The 18,161-nt window shown below is 59.9% G+C and carries 16 protein-coding genes; 6 read left to right on the forward strand and 10 right to left on the reverse strand.

The annotated features are described in order from the left end of the window. Window positions 1–4 precede the first annotated feature (4 nt). The 3 genes from IE095_RS13150 (at window position 5) to dmeF (ending at window position 1,655) form a co-directional block, all read left to right on the forward strand. Complete coding sequence (locus IE095_RS13150; protein ID WP_189412134.1) at window positions 5–334, forward strand: ArsR/SmtB family transcription factor; 330 nt, start codon at window positions 5–7, stop codon at window positions 332–334. A 132-nt stretch (window positions 335–466) separates the two neighbouring features. Then, window positions 467–739 carry a metal/formaldehyde-sensitive transcriptional repressor gene (locus IE095_RS13155; protein ID WP_189412135.1) on the forward strand — a complete coding sequence of 91 codons (273 nt, stop codon included), beginning with the start codon at window positions 467–469 and terminating at the stop codon, window positions 737–739. Window positions 740–749: 10 nt separating this feature from the next. Continuing rightward, window positions 750–1,655 carry a CDF family Co(II)/Ni(II) efflux transporter DmeF gene (gene dmeF / locus IE095_RS13160; RefSeq protein WP_189412136.1) on the forward strand — a complete coding sequence of 302 codons (906 nt, stop codon included), beginning with the start codon at window positions 750–752 and terminating at the stop codon, window positions 1,653–1,655. Here the strand turns inward: dmeF and IE095_RS13165 are convergent. Beyond that, entirely contained in the window at window positions 1,652–2,410 is a 759-nt protein-coding gene (locus tag IE095_RS13165) for a DeoR/GlpR family DNA-binding transcription regulator (RefSeq protein WP_189412137.1), read from the reverse strand. The genes dmeF and IE095_RS13165 overlap by 4 nt on opposite strands. Before the next feature lie 434 nt (window positions 2,411–2,844). Here IE095_RS13165 and IE095_RS13170 point away from each other — a divergent pair, with 434 nt between their 5' ends. Both IE095_RS13170 and IE095_RS13175 read left to right on the forward strand, forming a co-directional pair. Then, a complete protein-coding gene (locus IE095_RS13170; RefSeq protein WP_189412138.1) occupies window positions 2,845–3,711 on the forward strand; it encodes a choline kinase family protein in 867 nt (288 codons plus the stop codon). A gap of 135 nt (window positions 3,712–3,846) precedes the next feature. Continuing rightward, window positions 3,847–6,279 carry a GcvT family protein gene (locus IE095_RS13175; protein WP_189412139.1) on the forward strand — a complete coding sequence of 811 codons (2,433 nt, stop codon included), beginning with the start codon at window positions 3,847–3,849 and terminating at the stop codon, window positions 6,277–6,279. A 36-nt stretch (window positions 6,280–6,315) separates the two neighbouring features. Here the strand turns inward: IE095_RS13175 and epmA are convergent, their stop codons facing one another. After that, a complete protein-coding gene (gene epmA / locus IE095_RS13180) occupies window positions 6,316–7,353 on the reverse strand; it encodes an EF-P lysine aminoacylase EpmA (protein WP_189412255.1) in 1,038 nt (345 codons plus the stop codon). Between the two features lie 91 nt (window positions 7,354–7,444). On the opposite strand from epmA, the gene efp reads away from it, so the two are divergent. After that, window positions 7,445–8,011 carry an elongation factor P gene (gene efp, locus IE095_RS13185; RefSeq protein WP_189412140.1) on the forward strand — a complete coding sequence of 189 codons (567 nt, stop codon included), beginning with the start codon at window positions 7,445–7,447 and terminating at the stop codon, window positions 8,009–8,011. 162 nt (window positions 8,012–8,173) lie between these two features. On the opposite strand, the gene IE095_RS13190 is transcribed toward efp, so the two are convergent. The 8 genes from IE095_RS13190 to IE095_RS13225 all read right to left on the reverse strand — a co-directional run bounded on the left by IE095_RS13190 (window position 8,174) and on the right by IE095_RS13225 (window position 18,159). Continuing rightward, window positions 8,174–8,863 (reverse strand): hypothetical protein, encoded by a 690-nt coding sequence (locus IE095_RS13190; RefSeq protein WP_189412141.1) that lies wholly within the window; start codon window positions 8,861–8,863, stop codon window positions 8,174–8,176. 171 nt (window positions 8,864–9,034) lie between these two features. Beyond that, on the reverse strand, window positions 9,035–9,823 hold the full coding sequence (locus tag IE095_RS13195; protein ID WP_189412142.1) for a hypothetical protein: 789 nt from the start codon (window positions 9,821–9,823) through the stop codon (window positions 9,035–9,037). A 249-nt stretch (window positions 9,824–10,072) separates the two neighbouring features. After that, window positions 10,073–10,867, reverse strand: coding sequence for a hypothetical protein (locus tag IE095_RS13200; protein ID WP_189412143.1), 795 nt, complete (start codon window positions 10,865–10,867; stop codon window positions 10,073–10,075). 241 nt (window positions 10,868–11,108) lie between these two features. Further along, window positions 11,109–12,674, reverse strand: coding sequence for a glycoside hydrolase family 43 protein (locus tag IE095_RS13205; protein WP_189412144.1), 1,566 nt, complete (start codon window positions 12,672–12,674; stop codon window positions 11,109–11,111). A gap of 87 nt (window positions 12,675–12,761) precedes the next feature. Beyond that, a complete protein-coding gene (locus IE095_RS13210) occupies window positions 12,762–13,892 on the reverse strand; it encodes a Gfo/Idh/MocA family protein (RefSeq protein WP_189412145.1) in 1,131 nt (376 codons plus the stop codon). Between the two features lie 12 nt (window positions 13,893–13,904). Further along, window positions 13,905–14,654: a sugar phosphate isomerase/epimerase family protein gene (locus tag IE095_RS13215; protein ID WP_189412146.1), complete on the reverse strand. Its 750-nt coding sequence runs from the start codon at window positions 14,652–14,654 to the stop codon at window positions 13,905–13,907. A gap of 12 nt (window positions 14,655–14,666) precedes the next feature. Then, window positions 14,667–17,060, reverse strand: coding sequence for a beta-mannosidase (locus IE095_RS13220; RefSeq protein WP_189412147.1), 2,394 nt, complete (start codon window positions 17,058–17,060; stop codon window positions 14,667–14,669). Window position 17,061: 1 nt separating this feature from the next. Next, window positions 17,062–18,159 (reverse strand): ABC transporter ATP-binding protein, encoded by a 1,098-nt coding sequence (locus tag IE095_RS13225; RefSeq protein WP_189412148.1) that lies wholly within the window; start codon window positions 18,157–18,159, stop codon window positions 17,062–17,064. Window positions 18,160–18,161 lie beyond the last annotated feature (2 nt).

Here is an 18,161-nt window from a genome sequence, read left to right on the forward strand (position 1 = left end):
TTGGATGGACGGTGCAGTGAAACGGCGCAGTTTCAGCGACGAGGGTCCGCTGACCCCCGCCGCGCGCGAGGCGGCCGCGCTTTTAAAGGCGCTGGCGCATGAGGGGCGCTTGGAAATTCTTTGCCTCCTGCTGGAAAACCCCTGCACCGTGGGCGAGATGGAAGAGGCGCTGGGCCTGCCGCAGGCTGCGGTCTCGCAACAACTGATGCGCTTGCGCGGCGATGGCTTGGTCCGCGCCGAAAGGGAAGGGCGGCACATCCGCTACTCCCTGGAACGGCCCGAGGTGCGCGGCATCATCCAGGAATTGCAGCGCGCCTTCTGCCCGCCGGAATAGAGCAATGCCATTGCAAGACCGCCGCCGCGTCTGACCTCTGTCAGGCGCGGTTTTGCTTTGCCTTGCCGGGCAGGGGGCTTGCGCGCAAGCTTGGATGGATATACCCATACCCCCTATAGCTATGGAATCATCATGTCCCACCTGCACCGCGACAAATCCAAACTCCTCGCACGGGTCAAACGCCTCAAGGGCCAGATCGAAGGCATTGAACGCGCTGTTCAGGCGGATGAGGATTGCGCCGCCCTGCTGCATCTGGTGGCCTCGGTTCGCGGTGCGATGCAGGGTTTTACAGCGGAACTGATCGACGAACATCTGATCCACCATGTCCGCGATGTGACCGATGAACGGGCCCGCCAAAAGGGCGCCGATGAACTGGCCCGCGCCCTGCGGACCTATCTGAAATAGGGGGGCTATCATGCACGATCATCACCACGACCACGCGCATGACCATTCCGCCCTCCACAGCCATGATTTCCTCGGCGAAAACCACGACCGCAACGCCCGCCGCACCTGGGCCGTCATTGCCATCACCGCCGCCACCATGGGCATCGAAATCTCGGCGGGGCATCTTTACGGCTCTATGGCCCTCATTGCCGATGGCTGGCACATGTCCACCCACGCCGCCGCCTTGACCATCACCGCCCTCTCATACGGTTTCGCCCGCAGACACGCCCAAAACCCGCGCTTTGCCTTTGGCACCGGCAAGGTCGGCGATCTGGCAGGTTTTGCCAGCGCTGTCGTCCTCGCCATCGTCGCTTTGCTTATCGCTTGGGAAAGTTTCTGGCGGCTCGCTGACCCAAGCCCAATTCAATACGGGCAGGCCACACTTGTCGCCATCATTGGCCTCCTCATCAACCTGCTCTGCGCCTTCATCCTGCGCGATGATCCTCACGGCCATGACCACGGCCCCGCCGACAACAATCTGCGCGCCGCCTATCTTCATGTTCTCGCCGATGCCCTGACCTCGGTCCTTGCCATCGCCGCCCTGCTTTTGGGCCGCGCCTACGGCTGGCTCTGGCTTGACCCCGCCATTGGCCTCCTTGGTGCGCTCATCATTGCCCGCTGGTCCTGGGGTCTCATCCGGCAGGCTGGGGCTGTCCTCGTTGACTATACCCCTCAATCAGAAGACATCACCCCCGACATCCGACGCGCGCTCGAACGGGACGGTGATACCATCACCGATCTCCATGTCTGGCAGCTTGGCCCCGGCCATCGCGCCGCCATCATCAACCTCAAATCCCCCCACAGCCCCAACGAATGCCGCGCCCGCCTTGCCGCCATTCCCGGCCTGTCCCATGTCACGATCGAGGTTGCCCCCTAGGCCAGCGTCAGTTCCACGCCTGCCGCCTCCAGCATCGCCCCCACATCACCGGGCGGCGGCGCATCCGTTACCAACCTCCGGATCGCCCCCGGCTCGCAAATCCGGATCGGTGCGCTTTGCCCGAACTTTGTTGCATCCACCACCATCACCGCCTCTTCCGCGCTGGCAATGATCGCCCGGCTGAATTCGGCCTCCCGCATATCTTGCAGCATAAAGCCTGAACGCGCATCCACCGCCTCGGCCGTCAACACTGCATGTTTGACCTTGAACTGCCCCACAAAGGCCAAAGCTTGTGCCCCAAACACCCCCCCGTCATGCGCCCGGATTTCACCGCCCGCCACAAAGACCCGATTGCCATTCCGCATCGCCAGCGCCTGGGCCACCATCAACGAATTCGTCACCACCATCAGATCGTGATGATCCCGCAAAGCCTGTGCCACATAGGTTGTCGTCGTTCCCACGTCCAGAAACAGCGACGCCCCGTTTTCCAGCATTCCCGCCAACCGTGCCGCAATCCGTCGCTTCGCCGTCGGGTTTACCCCCATCCGCACCGCAAAGGCCGCCTCATGCCCCGAATCCCGCAGATGCACGGCCCCATGCACCTTTGTTACCAGACCCTGCCCCTCCAGCCGCCGGATCGTCCGCCGGATCGTCTCTTCCGTCACATTCATCGCCCGCGCCAGATCCTGCACCCGCGCTTCTCCTGCCGGTTTCAGCAGCGCCAGCAATTGCCCTTCCCGTCGCGGTTCTGACATGTTGGAATTCCTGTTGTTATTTTGGTAATAGTAACGTTTACAATAGATAAAGCCACAACCATCCTGTAAAAACAACAAAAAACCCAAATTGGTTTTTGACACGACTCGCTTCCGGCGCGATGAATTCTGTATTGGCCGGTGCCGGGGCATCCCGTGCAGACCCGCAACGTCCCATCAGGCGGGGACCGGTCGCGTGACAAAACTTTTTCCGGAAGATTCCCGCATCTTGTGGACCGAGGATTGCGTATTGAGTGCCGGGATAGTGTGACCCGGATCTGATCTTGCCCCATGGGCTTGGTCAGCAACTTTTGGGGGGGAAGGCGCGTCTCTGCTTTCCCCCCAAATTGCCGCTAGGAACCTCTCGTCCAAATGCTTGAATTTGTGTCACTTTGCCTCAAGATGGGTTCGATGCCCGGCAAAGGAGTTTTGGCCGCATGACGGCGATGGAAAAATTGCAGGCCCTGTCCTTCTGGCAGGGAAATGTGCGTGCTCAGCCTTTGAATGGTGGCATCACCAATGTGAATTTCGTGGCCGAAGATGACAGCGGCCGCTATGTCGTTCGCATCGGCGACGATATTCCCGTGCATCAGATCCTCCGTTTCAATGAACTGGCGGCCAGCCAGGCGGCCCATGCGGCCGGGGTTTCCCCAGCGGTCCGCCACGCCGAACAGGGTGCTCTGGTTCTCGATTTTATCGACGGTCGCACCTATGCCCCAGGCGATGTTCAAACCGATCTTGACAGTTGCATCAACCTTATCGCCCGCGCCCATCGCGACATCCCGAAATATCTGCGTGGTCCGGTCCTGTCGTTCTGGGTGTTCCATGTGATCCGCGACTACGCCAACCGCTTGATCGCCGAAGAAAGTCCCCACGCCCCCGCGCTCGCCCCCTTGCTGACCAAGGCCGAGGCGCTGGAACAGGCCGTCGGCCCCATCGACATCGTCTTTGGCCACAACGACCTTCTGCCCGCCAACTTCATGCGCGATGCGAACCGCCTTTGGCTGATTGACTGGGACTATGCCGGCTTCAACTCGCCGCTGTTCGATCTGGGCGGCCTCGCGGCCAACAACGCCCTTGCCGCGGATCAGGAAACCCACCTCCTCACCGCCTATTTCGACCGTCAGCCCGACCTTTCCCTGCTGCACCGCTATACTGCCATGAAAGCGGCCAGCGCATTGCGCGAAACCCTTTGGTCCATGGTCAGCGAAACCCATTCTGATCTCGATTTCGACTATGCCCAATACACCGCCCAAAACCTTGCCACCTTCCAAGCCGCCTGGGATCACTTCATGCAAAGCTGATCCTTTCATCTTGCCATAAATACCTGCGGGGAAGGGGCCCCTTGGCCCCTTGGGGGCCGCGCCCCCACCGATCCAAGGGGGCTCGATGCCCCCGCGGATCGGCCCCTGCGCTGACATCACAAGCTTGAGGCCCCTATGTCCGACTTCCCCAACACCGCCCGCGTCGTTGTCATCGGTGGTGGCATCATTGGCTGCTCCACCGCCTATCATCTGGCGAAACTCGGCCTGACCGACACCGTCCTTCTGGAACGCGCCAAGCTCACCTCGGGCACGACCTTTCATGCCGCAGGCCTTGTCGGCCAACTCCGCACCTCGGCCAACATCACCCAGCTTCTGGGCTATTCCGTCGATCTTTACCGCCGTCTTGAACAGGAAACCGGGTTGCAAACCGGCTGGAAGATGAACGGCGGTCTGCGGCTGGCCTGCAATGCCGACCGCTGGACCGAGGTGAAGCGTCAGGCCACCACGGCCCATTCCTTCGGCCTCGACATGCATCTTCTGACGCCCAAGGAAGCCCAAGAACTCTGGCCCCTGATGTCCATCGACGATCTGGTTGGTGCCGCCTATCTGCCGACCGACGGGCAGGCGAACCCTTCCGACATCACGCAGAGCCTTGCCAAAGGCGCCCGCATGGCCGGTGCCCGGATTTTCGAGGATACCCCCGTCACCCGCATCCTCGTCGAAGGCGGCAAGATCAAGGGTGTCGAAACCGCCCATGGTCTGATCGCCTGCGAAAAGGTCGTCCTTTGTGCCGGCCAATGGACCCGCGCCTTGGCCGCCACCGTGGGCGTCAACGTCCCCCTCGTCAGCGTCGAACACCAATATATGGTCACCGAACGCATCGAAGGCGTCACTTCGACCCTCCCCACCCTGCGCGATCCCGACCGCCGCACCTATTGGAAGGAAGAGGTCGGCGGTCTGGTCTGGGGCGGCTATGAGCCGAACCCCAAGCCCTGGGCCCAAAACGGCATCCCCGAAGGCTTTACCTTCCAACTGCTCGACAGCGATTTCGACCACTATTCCCAGTTCATGGCCGACGCCATCGCCCGCGTCCCGGCGCTGGAAACTGCGGGTGTCAAGCAACTAATCAACGGCCCCGAAAGCTTTACCCCCGACGGCAACTTCATCCTGGGCGAGGCCCCCGAACAGACCGGCCTGTTCATCGGCGCGGGCTTCAACGCCTTTGGCATCGCCTCGGGCGGCGGCGCGGGTATGGCCTTGGCCGAATGGGTCGCCACGGGCGCTGCCCCCTTTGACCTTTGGCCCGTCGACATCCGCCGCTTTGGCCGCATCCACGGTTCCACCTCATGGGTGCGGGAACGCACGCTCGAGGCTTATGGCAAACACTACACCATCGCCTGGCCGTCCGAGGAAATGCAATCCGCCCGCCCCACCCGCCGCTCACCGCTTTACGCGCATCTTCGGGCCGCAGGGGCCTGCTTTGGCGAAAAGCTGGGTTGGGAACGTCCCAATTGGTTTGCAGGCCCCGGCCAAGAACCCAAGGACCGCTATTCCTATGGCCGCCCCGGCTGGTTCGATGCCGTCGCCCGCGAACACCATGCGGCGCGGAACGCCGCCGTGGTCTTCGACCAAACCTCTTTCGCCAAATTCATCCTAAAAGGCCCCGACGTCGCTGCCCGCCTGAACTGGATCGCTGCGGGCAATGTCGATCGCGCCGTGGGCAGCCTCACCTACACCCAGATGCTGAACCAAAAGGGCGGCATCGAATGCGACCTGACCGTCGCCCGTCTGGCGCAGGACGAGTTCTACATCGTGACCGGTACCGGCTTTGCCACCCATGATTTCGACTGGATCGCCCGAAACCTTGCTGACGCCCGCGCCGAATTGGTCGATGTCACCGGGGCCAATGCCGTCCTCTCCCTGATGGGCCCAAAGGCCCGCGACATCCTCTCCCGCATCTGCCCCGACGAGCTTTCCGCCCCCTTCGGCACCGCACGCCGCCTTTCCGTCGCCAACTGCCCCGTGCTGGCCCTGCGCGTCACCTATGTCGGTGAACTCGGCTGGGAACTCCACATGCCGGTCGAGGTCGCGGTGACGGTTTATGAGGCGCTGATGCAGGCCGGGGCAGGGGACGGGTTGATCAACGCCGGCTACCGCGCCATCGAAACCCTGCGCCTGGAAAAAGCCTATCGCGCCTGGGGCTCCGACATCGGCCCCGATCATACCCCGGTCGAGGCCGGCCTTGCCTGGGCCATGAAAATGAAATCCGGCATCGATTTCCAAGGCCGCGCCGCCGTCGCCCGTCAGCTCGAACAAGGTGTCACCAAACGCTTTGCCGGTTTCACCGTTGACGATCCCAACGTCACCCTCTGGGGCCGCGAGACGATCCTTCGCAACGGCGAAAGGGTCGGTTGGCTCTCCTCCGGCGGCTATGGCCATACTGTCGGCAAGTCGATTGGCTTCGGCTATGTCCGCAACAAGGACGGCGTCACGCCAGAGATGCTGACAACGGGGGAATGGGCCCTGGAAGTCGCCAGCGAAATCATCCCGGCCCAGATCCATTTGGAACCGCTCTATGACCCGCAGAATCAGCGGGTCAAGGGGTAACCACCGTAGGATGGGCCATCGGCCCATCTTCCGGATCTAACCCGCCGGAACCCACATCACATCCTCGATCCGCGGCGCCCCCGTCGCCAGCATCACCAGCCGGTCAAACCCCATCGCACAGCCGCTCGCCGCCGGCATCACCTCCAAGGCCCTCAGAAAATCCTCGTCCAAGGGATACCGCTCCCCATAAACCCGCTGCTTTTCGTCCATCTCGGCATGGAACCGCCGCCGCTGTTCCCCCGCATCCGTCAATTCCCCAAACCCATTCGCCAATTCCACCCCACAGGCGTAAATCTCGAACCGCTCTGCCAGACGCCCATCATCCGCCGCAGGCCGCGCCAGGGCCGCCTCCGCCACCGGATACCGATCCAGCACAGTCATCCGCCCATGCCCCAGATGCGGCTCCACCCGCGCCACCAACACCCGCGAAAGCAAATCCGACCAGGTATCATCCTCGGCCACCCGCAGCCCCGCCATCGCCACTTGCCCCCGCAAGGCCTGCACATCCGTCGTCCCATCCCCCCGGATCGTCGCCAAAAGGTCCACCCCCGCATAGCGCCCAAACGCCTCCACCACCCCCAACCGCTCTGCCTCCGCAAATGGATCGCAGACCACCCCCCCATAGCGCAGCACATCCGCCCCCGCTGCCCGCGCCGCCGCCCGCGCGAACCCCACACAATCCTCCATCAGCGCCGTATAATCCGCCCCCACCCGATACCATTCCAGCATCGTGAATTCCGGGCTGTGCAGCGCCCCCCGTTCCCTGTTCCGCCACACATGCGCAAAGGCAAAGATCTTCTCCTCCCCCCCCGCCAGCAGCTTTTTCATCGCAAACTCCGGGCTTGTATGCAGATACATCTTCCGCCCCTGCCCATCATTCCCGATCGCCACCGTTGCAAACCCATGCAGATGCGCCTCATTCCCCGGACTTGCCTGCAAACCCGCCGGGTCCACCTCCACGAACCCCTCTTCCCCCAGCATCCCCCGGATCGCCCCCTGCGTCCGGTTCCGCGCCAAAAGCAGCGGCCGCCGGTCGGCATGGCGCACAGGGGACCAGAACGGCGTTTCCATCATCATCTCTCTTTCGACTGGCGATTTCATCGCAAATAGGCTATCCGCCACCCCAATTCCGGGCCGCAGGCCCTGACCATTAAGGAACAACCACGTGAAAGTCATCGCCTCGTCTTTGCGCAAGGGCAATGTCGTCGATCTGGACGGCCGCCTTTACGTCGTCCTCTCTGCCGCCAACTTCCACCCCGGCAAAGGCACCCCCACCACCTCGGTCGACATGCGCCGCATTTCCGATGGCGTCAAAGTCTCCGAACGCTGGCGCACCACCGAACAGGTCGAAAAGGCCACCGTTGACGAACGCGGCTACAACTTCCTTTACGAAGACGGCGAAGGCTTCCACTTCATGGAGCCCGAGACCTATGAACAACTCGCCGTCAGCGCCGATGTCGTCGGCGACGGCAAGGTTTACCTGCAAGAAGGCATGTCCTGCATGTTGAAAACATTCGAGGGCGTCTGCATCGCCATCGAATTCCCCCAGCGCATCACGGTTGAGATTACGGAAACCGAGCCTGTCGTCAAAGGCCAGACCGCCTCCTCCTCCTACAAGCCCGCCATGACCGACAGCGGCCTGCGCATCATGGTCCCCCCCCATATCGGCGCCGGCACCCGCGTCATCATCAACACCGACGACAATTCCTATGTGGAACGCGCCAAGGATTGATTTTTAGGGCCGGATAAAGGCTCAACGAAAGTAGGGTGCGCCTTTAGGCGCACCTTTTTCATTGGTGATACCGGAGTAAAAATCGCGACCCGTAGGGTGCGCATTCATGGCGCACCATCACGCCGCAAAAGGTGCGCCGTGAAGGCGCACCCTACGGCTCGCTTAGTCCTTCATGTAAGACTGAATTTGGCCGCGAACTGCCTGATCGATTTCGATAAAGGGGGGGACTTCAACGTATATATCAAGCTTGAAGTCATATCTGATTTTAAGATGTTTCTTTAGCCTGTATGATACCACGCAGAGCAAAGTGCATTGTGCGGTGATAAAGTCTCCGATGGGGCTTTTGTACCTATCGGGCCAAATCCAGCCTCCGCCGACTGGGGGTGTATTCTGCCATCGCTGATATCGAAAACCCTCAATGGTTTGCGGATTGGATGTGGCGATGTGTTCAAAGTGCCTGTTCGCATATTCATCTTCATATTCCGGATTATAATGGTCTATGCGTAATTGCCACATCTTTACACCAAAAGGCACTTTGAACATGTCGGTGACTTGCCCCAAGCGCGGCTCCACGAAGGTTCCGATGATTCCTCCAACTTCTACCGGCTCTTTCTGGCATGGAAGCCAACGTAGTCCGTCTGTTTGGCCGACTGGATAGGCTTCCCACCCCTGCGGTTGGGGCAGTGAGAAATCTGTGCGCTCCAGTTCGATACCATCCTTATCTCGCGCAACAATCGAAACCTCAAGCGTTTCGCCATAGCAGGCGTTCATATCGGTTCTTGGCGGCGTTTCTGCCCAAGCGCCGCCCGCCCAAACGACCGCCACCAACCCCAAAGCCCAAACCCGCATCATCCTCATTCCGTTCCCAGAAGCCCCCCGCTCACACTATTCGCTTGCGCACAAGGGCGGGTAATACCCTGCATGCGTGTGCGGCATTCTGAAGTGAAAAGTAGGGTGCGCCTTCATGGCGCAACCTTTGCACCAAAATGGTGCGCCATGAATGCGCACCCTACAGCTTGCTGATCACTTCAACAAAATCAGCTTTCCATCTAGAACTATAAACCCGAATCTGTTGTCGTAAAAATTATTACTCTCAAAGCGTGGGACCGTATAAGATCCGATAAACCCACGTCTATCAAGGCTTCTGGCGACAGACCTGCGGCACTTGTTAAAGTCTTTTGCCGCAAGAGTTTCTTTCCGAATTTTCTCGGACGAGGACAAGACACTCGCGGCCAAATCCTTCTCTGCCATAGCCTTGTCGTAGCTGGACTCACAACTGATCCAATCTGGATTATCAAAAAAATAGGCCATCAGCTCTTTGACAAAGTGCCCTATGTTGCCGCTGTGATCTCTTGTCGTAAGAGGGTCGTGCTTTATAGCGTGTGCAAAAGAGGTGGTGAAACGATCTGGAGACAAGTCGCTGATGCTCGCAAAGTAGGATATCCAGCAGTTGGAGCCTTTAATAATGGCATAGCGCGCCTCTATCGTCGCATCTGATGTTTCTGAATATTTTATGATCTTGCGCTCACCTCTTATTTCAAGATGAACAGGGCTTCTTGCGACGACTGGGCCGCGCGGGGGCGTGCCGCATTGTCGCGTTGGAATATAGGATGAATCTGGTTCAGTTTGGCCGTAGGCTTGGTGTGGTATTCCCAAAAAGATGAATATCGTAAATATAGCTTTAGCGAGATAAGATGACCTTGCGGTGAAGTGTCTTGTCTCGTCACAGGATGAATGTCCGTATGTTGATGCCGCCCGGTCCGACGTGTCGGGGCCAAAATCTTGATAAGGCCGGAGGAATTTCTGCAACATGGGTAATATCATTTATGCTTCGTGGATTTATGATGATCGCAATCATAGCGACTTTCAGACAGATTTCAAGCCGCTGGACGGCCTAATTGTCGAGCCTTTGGGTTAAGACTTTTTGATTTTTCGTTGCAGGGTTAACTAGTGGATCATTGACCTGTAGGGTGCGCATTCATGGCGCTCCTTTTATGCTAAAAATGGTTCACCATGAATGCGCACTCTATAGCTTGCTAATCGTGGTGATGAAAGCAAGTGTCATTTTATCATCCAAGTGCAGAAGGCCAGTTGAACGAAACCATCAGCGCGGACACCGAAAATTTCCGCGCCAAACGAAGTTTCGCCTTGTTCTGGGTATTCAGAGTTTGTCGAATACAATGATGTGAGGGCGATTTTTGGTTGGGCCGATGTGAACAGCGCGATGTCTATTGGCCCGTTCTGGGCTGTCTGCGCAGGTTCTGCGTGGAAAAAGACCGCTCCATAGCGGTAGCTAGTCAGTCCGCCGCTGCCATTGTCGGTTTCGCGATAATCCATTTCCCACATGAAGGTTTGAAAATGCGGCAAGCGTTCGTAACGCTGAAAATCCCGCATCTGATATCTGACGCTTCTTCCGTTATTAAAAATGTCCGAGTCACAGTACGATGTTCTCGGGTCGTCGAAATCGCAGAAAAGTGTCAGGCGATATTCATAGCGATACCGCCCTGGACCACCCTGAAGATAGTTTCCAAAAACGACCAACTCATCCTTGCCATTCGCATCAACGTCGGTGCTTTGATAGACCATCCGTTCATAGCTTAGAACGGGCTTCGGACTTTCCTGTTCGAAAGCATTTTCCACCATCCCGGTCGCTGCTTCAAAGGCGGGATCATGGACGCGCCAACCATACTTCTCGGCGACACCTTGGGTAAAAAGCGCCTTCCGGTCGGCGAAGGACTGTTCCAGGAGGTCCGTGGGCAGATTATCACACTCAGATCCATTTCGTGCAAGCCCTTCAGCCCCAGCACACCCAACCCAGACCACCGCTACCAACCCAAAAGCCCAAACCCGCATCATCCTGATTCCCTTCCCAGAATCCTGCCCGCTGACACTATCTGATTGCGCTAAGTGGGGAGCAATACCCTTTATGCGTGCGCAGCATTCTTTGGGAGGTCGAGGGGGGACTACAGTGGAAATCTGTTAACCATGCCACCCTTGCCACAATGTTTTTATGAAAAAACAATCCCTTGCACTCTTTTCACGCGTGAAAAGCAAAACGCCGCCCCAAGGGGCGGCGTTTCTTGCGGTCTTGAAAACCTCAGCCCGGCCAATATCCGAACCGGCTGAAATCGGCGGTCCAGCCTTGCCCGGTCACATCATGGGCGAACATCCCGACAAAGGCCCCGGTAAAGGACGCATGCTCCCCCTTGCCCCCCTCATCCGTGATGATCTTGGCATCGAGTTCCGGCCCCACAGCCGCCCCGTTCAACGTGAACTGCTGGCTGGCCCCGCGAACCTCCACCCCAATCGTGACCGGCCCGGATTGCGGCATTTCATAGCGACCGTGATAGGTCAGTTTCGTGGTCTGCCAGTCCCCCAGACAAGAACAGACAACCAGCATCTTGCGGCCTTCTTCATGGCTGACGAGGGCCATGTGGAACTTGTGGCGGTTATAATAGGTGGCCAACCCCGCCGCCTGCTGCCAGGTCTGCGGGTCCGCCTCGACCACACATTTCGCCCGATAATGGTGATGCTCCTGCCGCCGCGCGACGAGGGCCTGCTCAAACCACGACCCCATACTCTCCCGCCCCGTCAGCCGCAGGGCTTGGCCGGTCAGCTTGAACAACCGCTCCGGCTCGGGCGTCCGCAGCCACTGATAATCCATGGGAAGGTCGGCCATGGTGAAATCATGGACCACGGGCAGGTCGGGTTTCTTTTCGGCGGGCATCGGGATGGTCATCGGGGGCACAAACCCGCCGCCTTCCAGATAGAGCCAATCATCCCGCCATTCCACCCGCGCCAGCCCCGTCTCGCGACCCATCGGGCAATAGCGCCCCTCGGGCAGGGGGCGGCCGCACAGAAAGCTGTGCCAATGGCTGCCATCGGCGGCCTCGACATACTGGCCATGGCCCACCCGTTGCAGCGGGCTTTCCGGGTTGAAACGGGCGGTCAGCACATGTTTGTCTGGATGGGTTTCATAGGGGCCAGTGATCGAACGTGACCGGGCCAGGCTCACGGCATGGTCATAGCCGGTGCCACCTTCGGCGATGGTCAGGTAATAGTAACCGTTGCGCTTGAACAGATGCGGCGCCTCGCCCAGACCCAGGTCAGTACCCTGCCAAAGGTCCACCACCGGCCCCATCAGCCCTTTGACCGGGTCCCATTCTTGCAGAATGATCCCATCAAAGCTGTCATTCTTCGGGTTGCCGCCCGTGCCCGAACCGCGATGGTTCCAGCGCATGTTGATGAAGTACTTGCGGCCATCATCATCATGGAACAGCGAAGGGTCAAAGCCCGAGGCGTTGACATAGATCGGGTCGGACCATTCACCGTCAATCGTGTCGCAGGTGACGATATAGTTGTAGGCGTCCTTGAACGAACCCTCCAGCCGTTTCACGTCGGTATAGACCAGCCAGAATTTGCCGTCGGCATGGGAAAGGCAGGGCGCCCAGATGCCGCAGCTGTCCGGGTTGCCGCGCATGTCCAACTGCGCCTTGCGTCGCAGGGGGCGGCTGACCAGCGTCCAGTTCACCAGATCGCGGGAATGGTGGATCTGGACGCCGGGATACCATTCGAAGGTGGAGGTCGCGAGGTAGTAGTCATCCCCCACGCGGATAAAGGACGGGTCGGGGTTAAAACCGGGCAAGACGGGGTTCTGGATCATGTGCCTACCTGTTGTTTTATGTGGTTGGGGCGGGGCCAAGGGTTTCCCCAAGCCCCGCCCCGTCAGTCCGGGAGGGAGGTCCCGGAATTACACCAGCAGTGCGCGGGCCTCATCCGGCCCCAGCGCTGCCGGGCGGGTGCAGGTGGTGGTCAGGGTGACGAATTCGCCCGTTTCGCCCGATGTCAGGCAGGCGGTCATCACCTCAACCCCGTGCAGGGTGCGTTCCAGCGAGCAACGCGCATCGCGGCCCTGGGCCACAGCAATCGCCATATCGGCCAGACCGGCGGTGCGATAGTTCGCGACCGCGCCGCGCGGGTGTTCCTGGTTGTTTTTGCCGAAGGGGTGATCCCAGGCCTCAACCTCGGAAATGACGCCGTCGCGGCCCGCAATCTCCAGCTTGCCGCCAAAGAAGTTCGGATCGGGGACGTAAAGCGAACCTTCGGTGCCGTAGAATTCGAAATGGTTGCGCTTGTGGCTCCAGACATCCCACGAGGTGGTCAGGTTCACCGTCGCGCCCGAATGGAATTCCAGCAGGGCGTGGATGTTCGTGGGCGTCTTGACAGGAATCTCTTGCCCAGCCCGCGCCCCCGAACCGATGGTCCGCGTCGGCGTGGCGGATGTGGCCAGCGCGCCAACCCGTTTCACCGGGCCCAGCAGGTTGATCAGGTTGGCGATGTAATAGGGGCCAAGGTCCAGCATCGGGCCAGCGCCCGGCAGGAAGAAGAATTCGGGCGAGGGGTGCCAGCCTTCCGGCCCGTGGTTCTGCACGCCGCAAACGGCAGCGGTGACGGTGCCAATTTTGCCTTCGTCGATGATCGCGCGGGCTTGCTGATGCGCGCCACCCAGGAAGGTGTCCGGCGCGCAGCCGACCGACAGGCCCTTGGACTTCGCCAGATCGCGCAAGGTCACGCCTTCTTCCAGCGTCAGAACCAGCGGCTTTTCCGAATAGGCGTGCTTTCCAGCCTCTAGGATGCGTTTCGACACCGCGTAATGGGCGTCGGGGATGGTCAGGTTGATGACCATATCGACATCCGGGTTTGCCAGCAGGTCATCGACCGACTGGGCGCGGGTGTTGAATTCGGCGGCGCGGGCGGTCGCCGCGTCCATGTTCATGTCGGCGACGGCGCGCACCTCCATCCCTTTGAACAGCGGGGCCAGCCGCAGATAGCTGGTGGAGATATTGCCGCAGCCGATGATGCCAATGCCAAGATTGCTCATATTCTTATTTCCTTACAGAGCTTTAGCCGCCGCGATCGACCGCGTGGCGAAACGTTTGTGGTCCGAGGGGTTGTCATGTTCCATGACGAAATGTTTCACGCCAATGCCGCGCAGGGCGGCGATGATGGTTTTCCAATCGACGGTGCCTTGGCCCAGATCGGCCCAGCCGTCCTCATCCGTATTCTCGCCCTTGGGCGCAATGTCTTTGACATGGGCGGCGGTGATGCGATCCTTGTAATCGGCGATCCATTTCAGCGGATCAGCGCCACCGCGAACAACCCAAGCCACGTCCATTTCCCATTCCAGCGAAGGCCCGCCTTCGAACATCGCCGCTTGCGGGATGGTGCCATCGGGCAGGGCCACCAGTTCAAAGTCATGGTTGTGCCAGCCAAAGCCGTAACCTGCGGCCTTATAGGGTGCGCCAGCCTTTTCCAGCCGGGCACCAAAAGCGCGCCAGCCGGCGGCATCGGTGGGGCGGTCTTCGGGCATCACATAGGGGCAATAGATTTTCGACATGTTCAGCGATTTCGCAATCGACAGAACCTTATCCACTTCGGTTTCCAGCATCTGCAAACCGAAATGCCCGGTGGCCATCGACAGGCCCGTAGCCTTGAGCGCGGCCCCCAGTTCGGCGACAAGCTGGTCATTGGCATAAAGCGCGCCGTAGCCTTCGACGCCGGTATAGCCCGCCTCGGCCAGCATTTTCAGCGTGTCGGCCAAGGGCGGAAAGTTGCGCGAGGAGTAGAGTTGATAGCTGAACATCGTTCGTTCCTTTCAGGTGTTCTTTCCATAGGTCGCGCTGTGCAGATCCCGGAGGGTGAACTGCGGCTGGGCCTTGGGGTCTTTCGGGGTGAAGGTGATCGTCGCCGGATGGCCGGGGAACAGCGCCATCGCATTCTGGCTGAACCGCCCGTCACAGTCGGCTTCGACAGCAACGAAGAGCGCCAGCTTTTCGGCGGCGATGGTGATGGTCCAGACGGGGCCGGGTGTGATGGTGTGGCTTAGGCCTGCGTCCTGTAGATCATAGGCCTTGTAGGGCAGGGGGGCGAAATGGTCGCCACCCAAGCGGTTGCCAGCGGCATCGGTCCAAGTGAAGGCCAGCATGTCCTGCGGGCCAAGGGCGGATTTCGGTACCGTCAGCGCCAGTTTGGCGGCATCCGGGGCGACCGTGACCTGCGCTTTGTTTATCGCCCGTGTCGTCCCATCCATCGCCACGGCGACAGCGGAAACCACCAGATCGACGGCGGTCAGCGTGTCATTCACCGCGCGCAGTTCGATGTTGTCGCCCAAGGGCACGGCGGAAACCGTGATTGGGGCGAAGAAGGCTTTCGCCATATGGTGCATCAGCTTCCAATCACCGCCGTGGTCCAGCGATGCCCAAGAACAGACGGGCCAGGTGTCGTTCAACTGCCAGTACAGTGCCCCCATGCAATGCGGTTTCAGACTGCGCCACTGGGTGACGGCGGTCTTGATCGCAAGGCCCTGCTGGACTTGGGACAGATAGACAAAGTTCGGGAAATCCACCGGAAAGCGGAAATAGCGGAACATGGTTTCCGCGATGCGCGCATTGCCACCCTTGTTCTTTTGGTGGCTTTCCATGACGGGGGCGGCGATGTTCCAATCCTTTTCATCGGCAAAGCGGCGGATGGTGTTCATCGAAGGATAGGACTGGAACCCGAATTCCGAACAGAAGCGCGGCTTTACATCGCGGTAATGATCGAAATCGCGCCCCTCGTGCCAGACGGACCAAAAGTGCATGTCGCCCGATGAATCATCATGCCAAGCGTCGCCGAAATTCATCGGGCCGGGGCTGGGCGAGGATGGCCACCAATTCGCATGGGGCAGAACCGACAGCATGGCGGTTTCGATGGTGCGGTTCAGACGGTCATAGTTCACCAGATAGCGGTCACGGTCTTTGCGCGTGACCTCGTACCAACTGATCGCGCCGATCAATTCGTTGTCGCCGCACCAGACGGCGATACAGGCATGGTGATTCATGCGGGCGACGACATCGCGCACCTCGGCGTCCACCTCGGCCAGATAGTCGGGGGTGGAGGGGTAGATGTTGCAAGAGAACATAAAGTCCTGCCAGACCATCAGCCCCAATTCGCTGCACAGGTCATAGAACCAATCCGGTTCATAGCGCCCGCCACCCCAGACGCGGATCATGTTCATATTCGCATCGACCGCCGATTGCAGCAAATCGCGCACGGCTTCGGGGGTGATCCGGCCTGCCAAGGCATCGGCGGGAATCCAGTTTGCCCCGCGGGCAAAGACCGGATGGCCGTTGACCTTGAAACCAAAGCTCCGACCCGCCGCATCGGGTTCACTGACCAGTTGCAGGTCGCGCAGCCCGATCTTGCGGTGGGCCGAGGCCCCGTCGCAGGTAACGATCAGGTCGTGCAGGGTCTGCGGGCCAAGGCCAGCGGGCCACCAGAGGTCTGGCTTGTCGATCACCAGTTGCAGGTGCGCCTTGCCGGTGGCATCGGGCTGGGCGGTGGCCGTCACGCCGCAAAGCGTGGCGGTCACGGGTGCGGTGGTGTTCACGACCTGAACCGTCAGATCGACCGTCGCCTTGCCGCCGGAATGCGTCTGCTTGACGATGATATCGCCCACACGCGGGCCGATGGGCTCCAGCCGGATCGCGCCATAAAGGCCAAAGGTCGCCAGCGCAATGTTCCAGTCCCAACCAAAATCGCATTGCTGTTTGCGCAGCAGGTTGCCGTTCGGGATGGGCGAGTTTGCATCGCTCCACGGCAGAAAGAACGGCTGGGCCGCCTGCCGCGCCGCCCCTTCGCGCACCGGGGATTTAAAGCGAATTTCGATGTTGTTCTTGCCCGCCCGCAGCGTTGTCGAAACGTTAATACGATAACGCCGAAACATGTTTTCCGCAGCCAGAACCTGAGACCCGTTGAGCCAGATTTCCGCCACGCAATCGAGTTCTTCGATCACCAGTTCCGACGCGGTTCCGGCGTGATCAAACTGCCGTGTCGCCGTCCAGTCGCGTTCGCCGATCCAGCGCAGGTCGTATTCGTTCCGACCCCAATAGGGGTCGGAAATCTTGCCAGCCTTGTGCAAGGCATCCACGCCATCGCCGGGCAGGGCGAATTCAGCTTTGATTTGGCCGCTTTCATCAGAAAGCGACCAGATTCCGCTAAGGTCTTGCATCTTACACCCGTGCCTCGGTTTCCGCGTCAAAGATCGAGGCCTTGGACATATCGACCTCCAGATGCACTGACGTGCCTGCGTTCAGCCGGTCTTCGACCGGAATCCGCACGCTGATCTGGTTGTCTCCGGCTTTCAGCCACAGCAGACTGTCGGCCCCAAGGTTTTCGTCAATCTCGACCGTGGCGGCGATGGTTTTGCCCGCGACGGCGGTGTTCGTCACCGTCAGATGTTCCGGGCGCAGGCCCAGAATGGCCTTGGGCCGGTCGATCAGCGCGCCGCCTTCGTAACCTGCAAGATCGACCACGATCCCCTCGGCATAGAACTTGCCGCCTTTGACCGCACCGTGGATGAAATTCATCGACGGGCTGCCGATGAAGCCTGCGACGAACAGGTTTGCCGGGCGGTTATAGATGGTCTGCGGTTCGTCCAATTGCTGAATGACCCCGCCGCGCATCACGGCGATCCGGTCGGCCAGCGTCAGCGCCTCGATCTGGTCATGCGTCACATAGACCATCGTGTTGTTCAGCTTGTTGTGCAGCCGCTTGATTTCCACCCGCAGTTCCGAACGCAGCTTTGCGTCCAGGTTCGACAGGGGTTCGTCAAACAGGAACACGTCTACATCCCGCACCAACGCCCGTCCGATGGCGACGCGCTGGCGCTGACCACCCGACAGGGCCCCCGGTTTGCGATCCAGCAAGGGCTGGATTTGCAGAATTTCGGCGGCGCGGGCCACCCGCGCGTCGATTTCCGCCTGCGGCATCTTTTGATTTTTCAGGCCGAAGGACATGTTCCCCCGCACCGTCATCTGCGGATACAGCGCATAGGATTGGAAAACCATCCCGATGCCCCGCTCGCTGGGCTCGGCCCAGGTCACGTTCTTGCCCTTGATCCAGATTTGCCCGTCGGTGATGTCCAAAAGGCCCGCGATGCAGTTCAGCAGCGTCGATTTGCCACAGCCCGACGGCCCCAGCAGCACGATGAATTCGCCGGGTGCCACCTCAAGATCCATCCGTTTCAGCACTTGCACCGCGCCAAAGTTCAGCGTCAGGTCACGGATCGAGATGGAGGATTCCGTATTCACAGCAGTCATGGTGTTCATTT

Origin of the sequence: Neogemmobacter tilapiae, assembly GCF_014652215.1 — a bacterium.
Taxonomy (GTDB): domain Bacteria; phylum Pseudomonadota; class Alphaproteobacteria; order Rhodobacterales; family Rhodobacteraceae; genus Neogemmobacter; species Neogemmobacter tilapiae.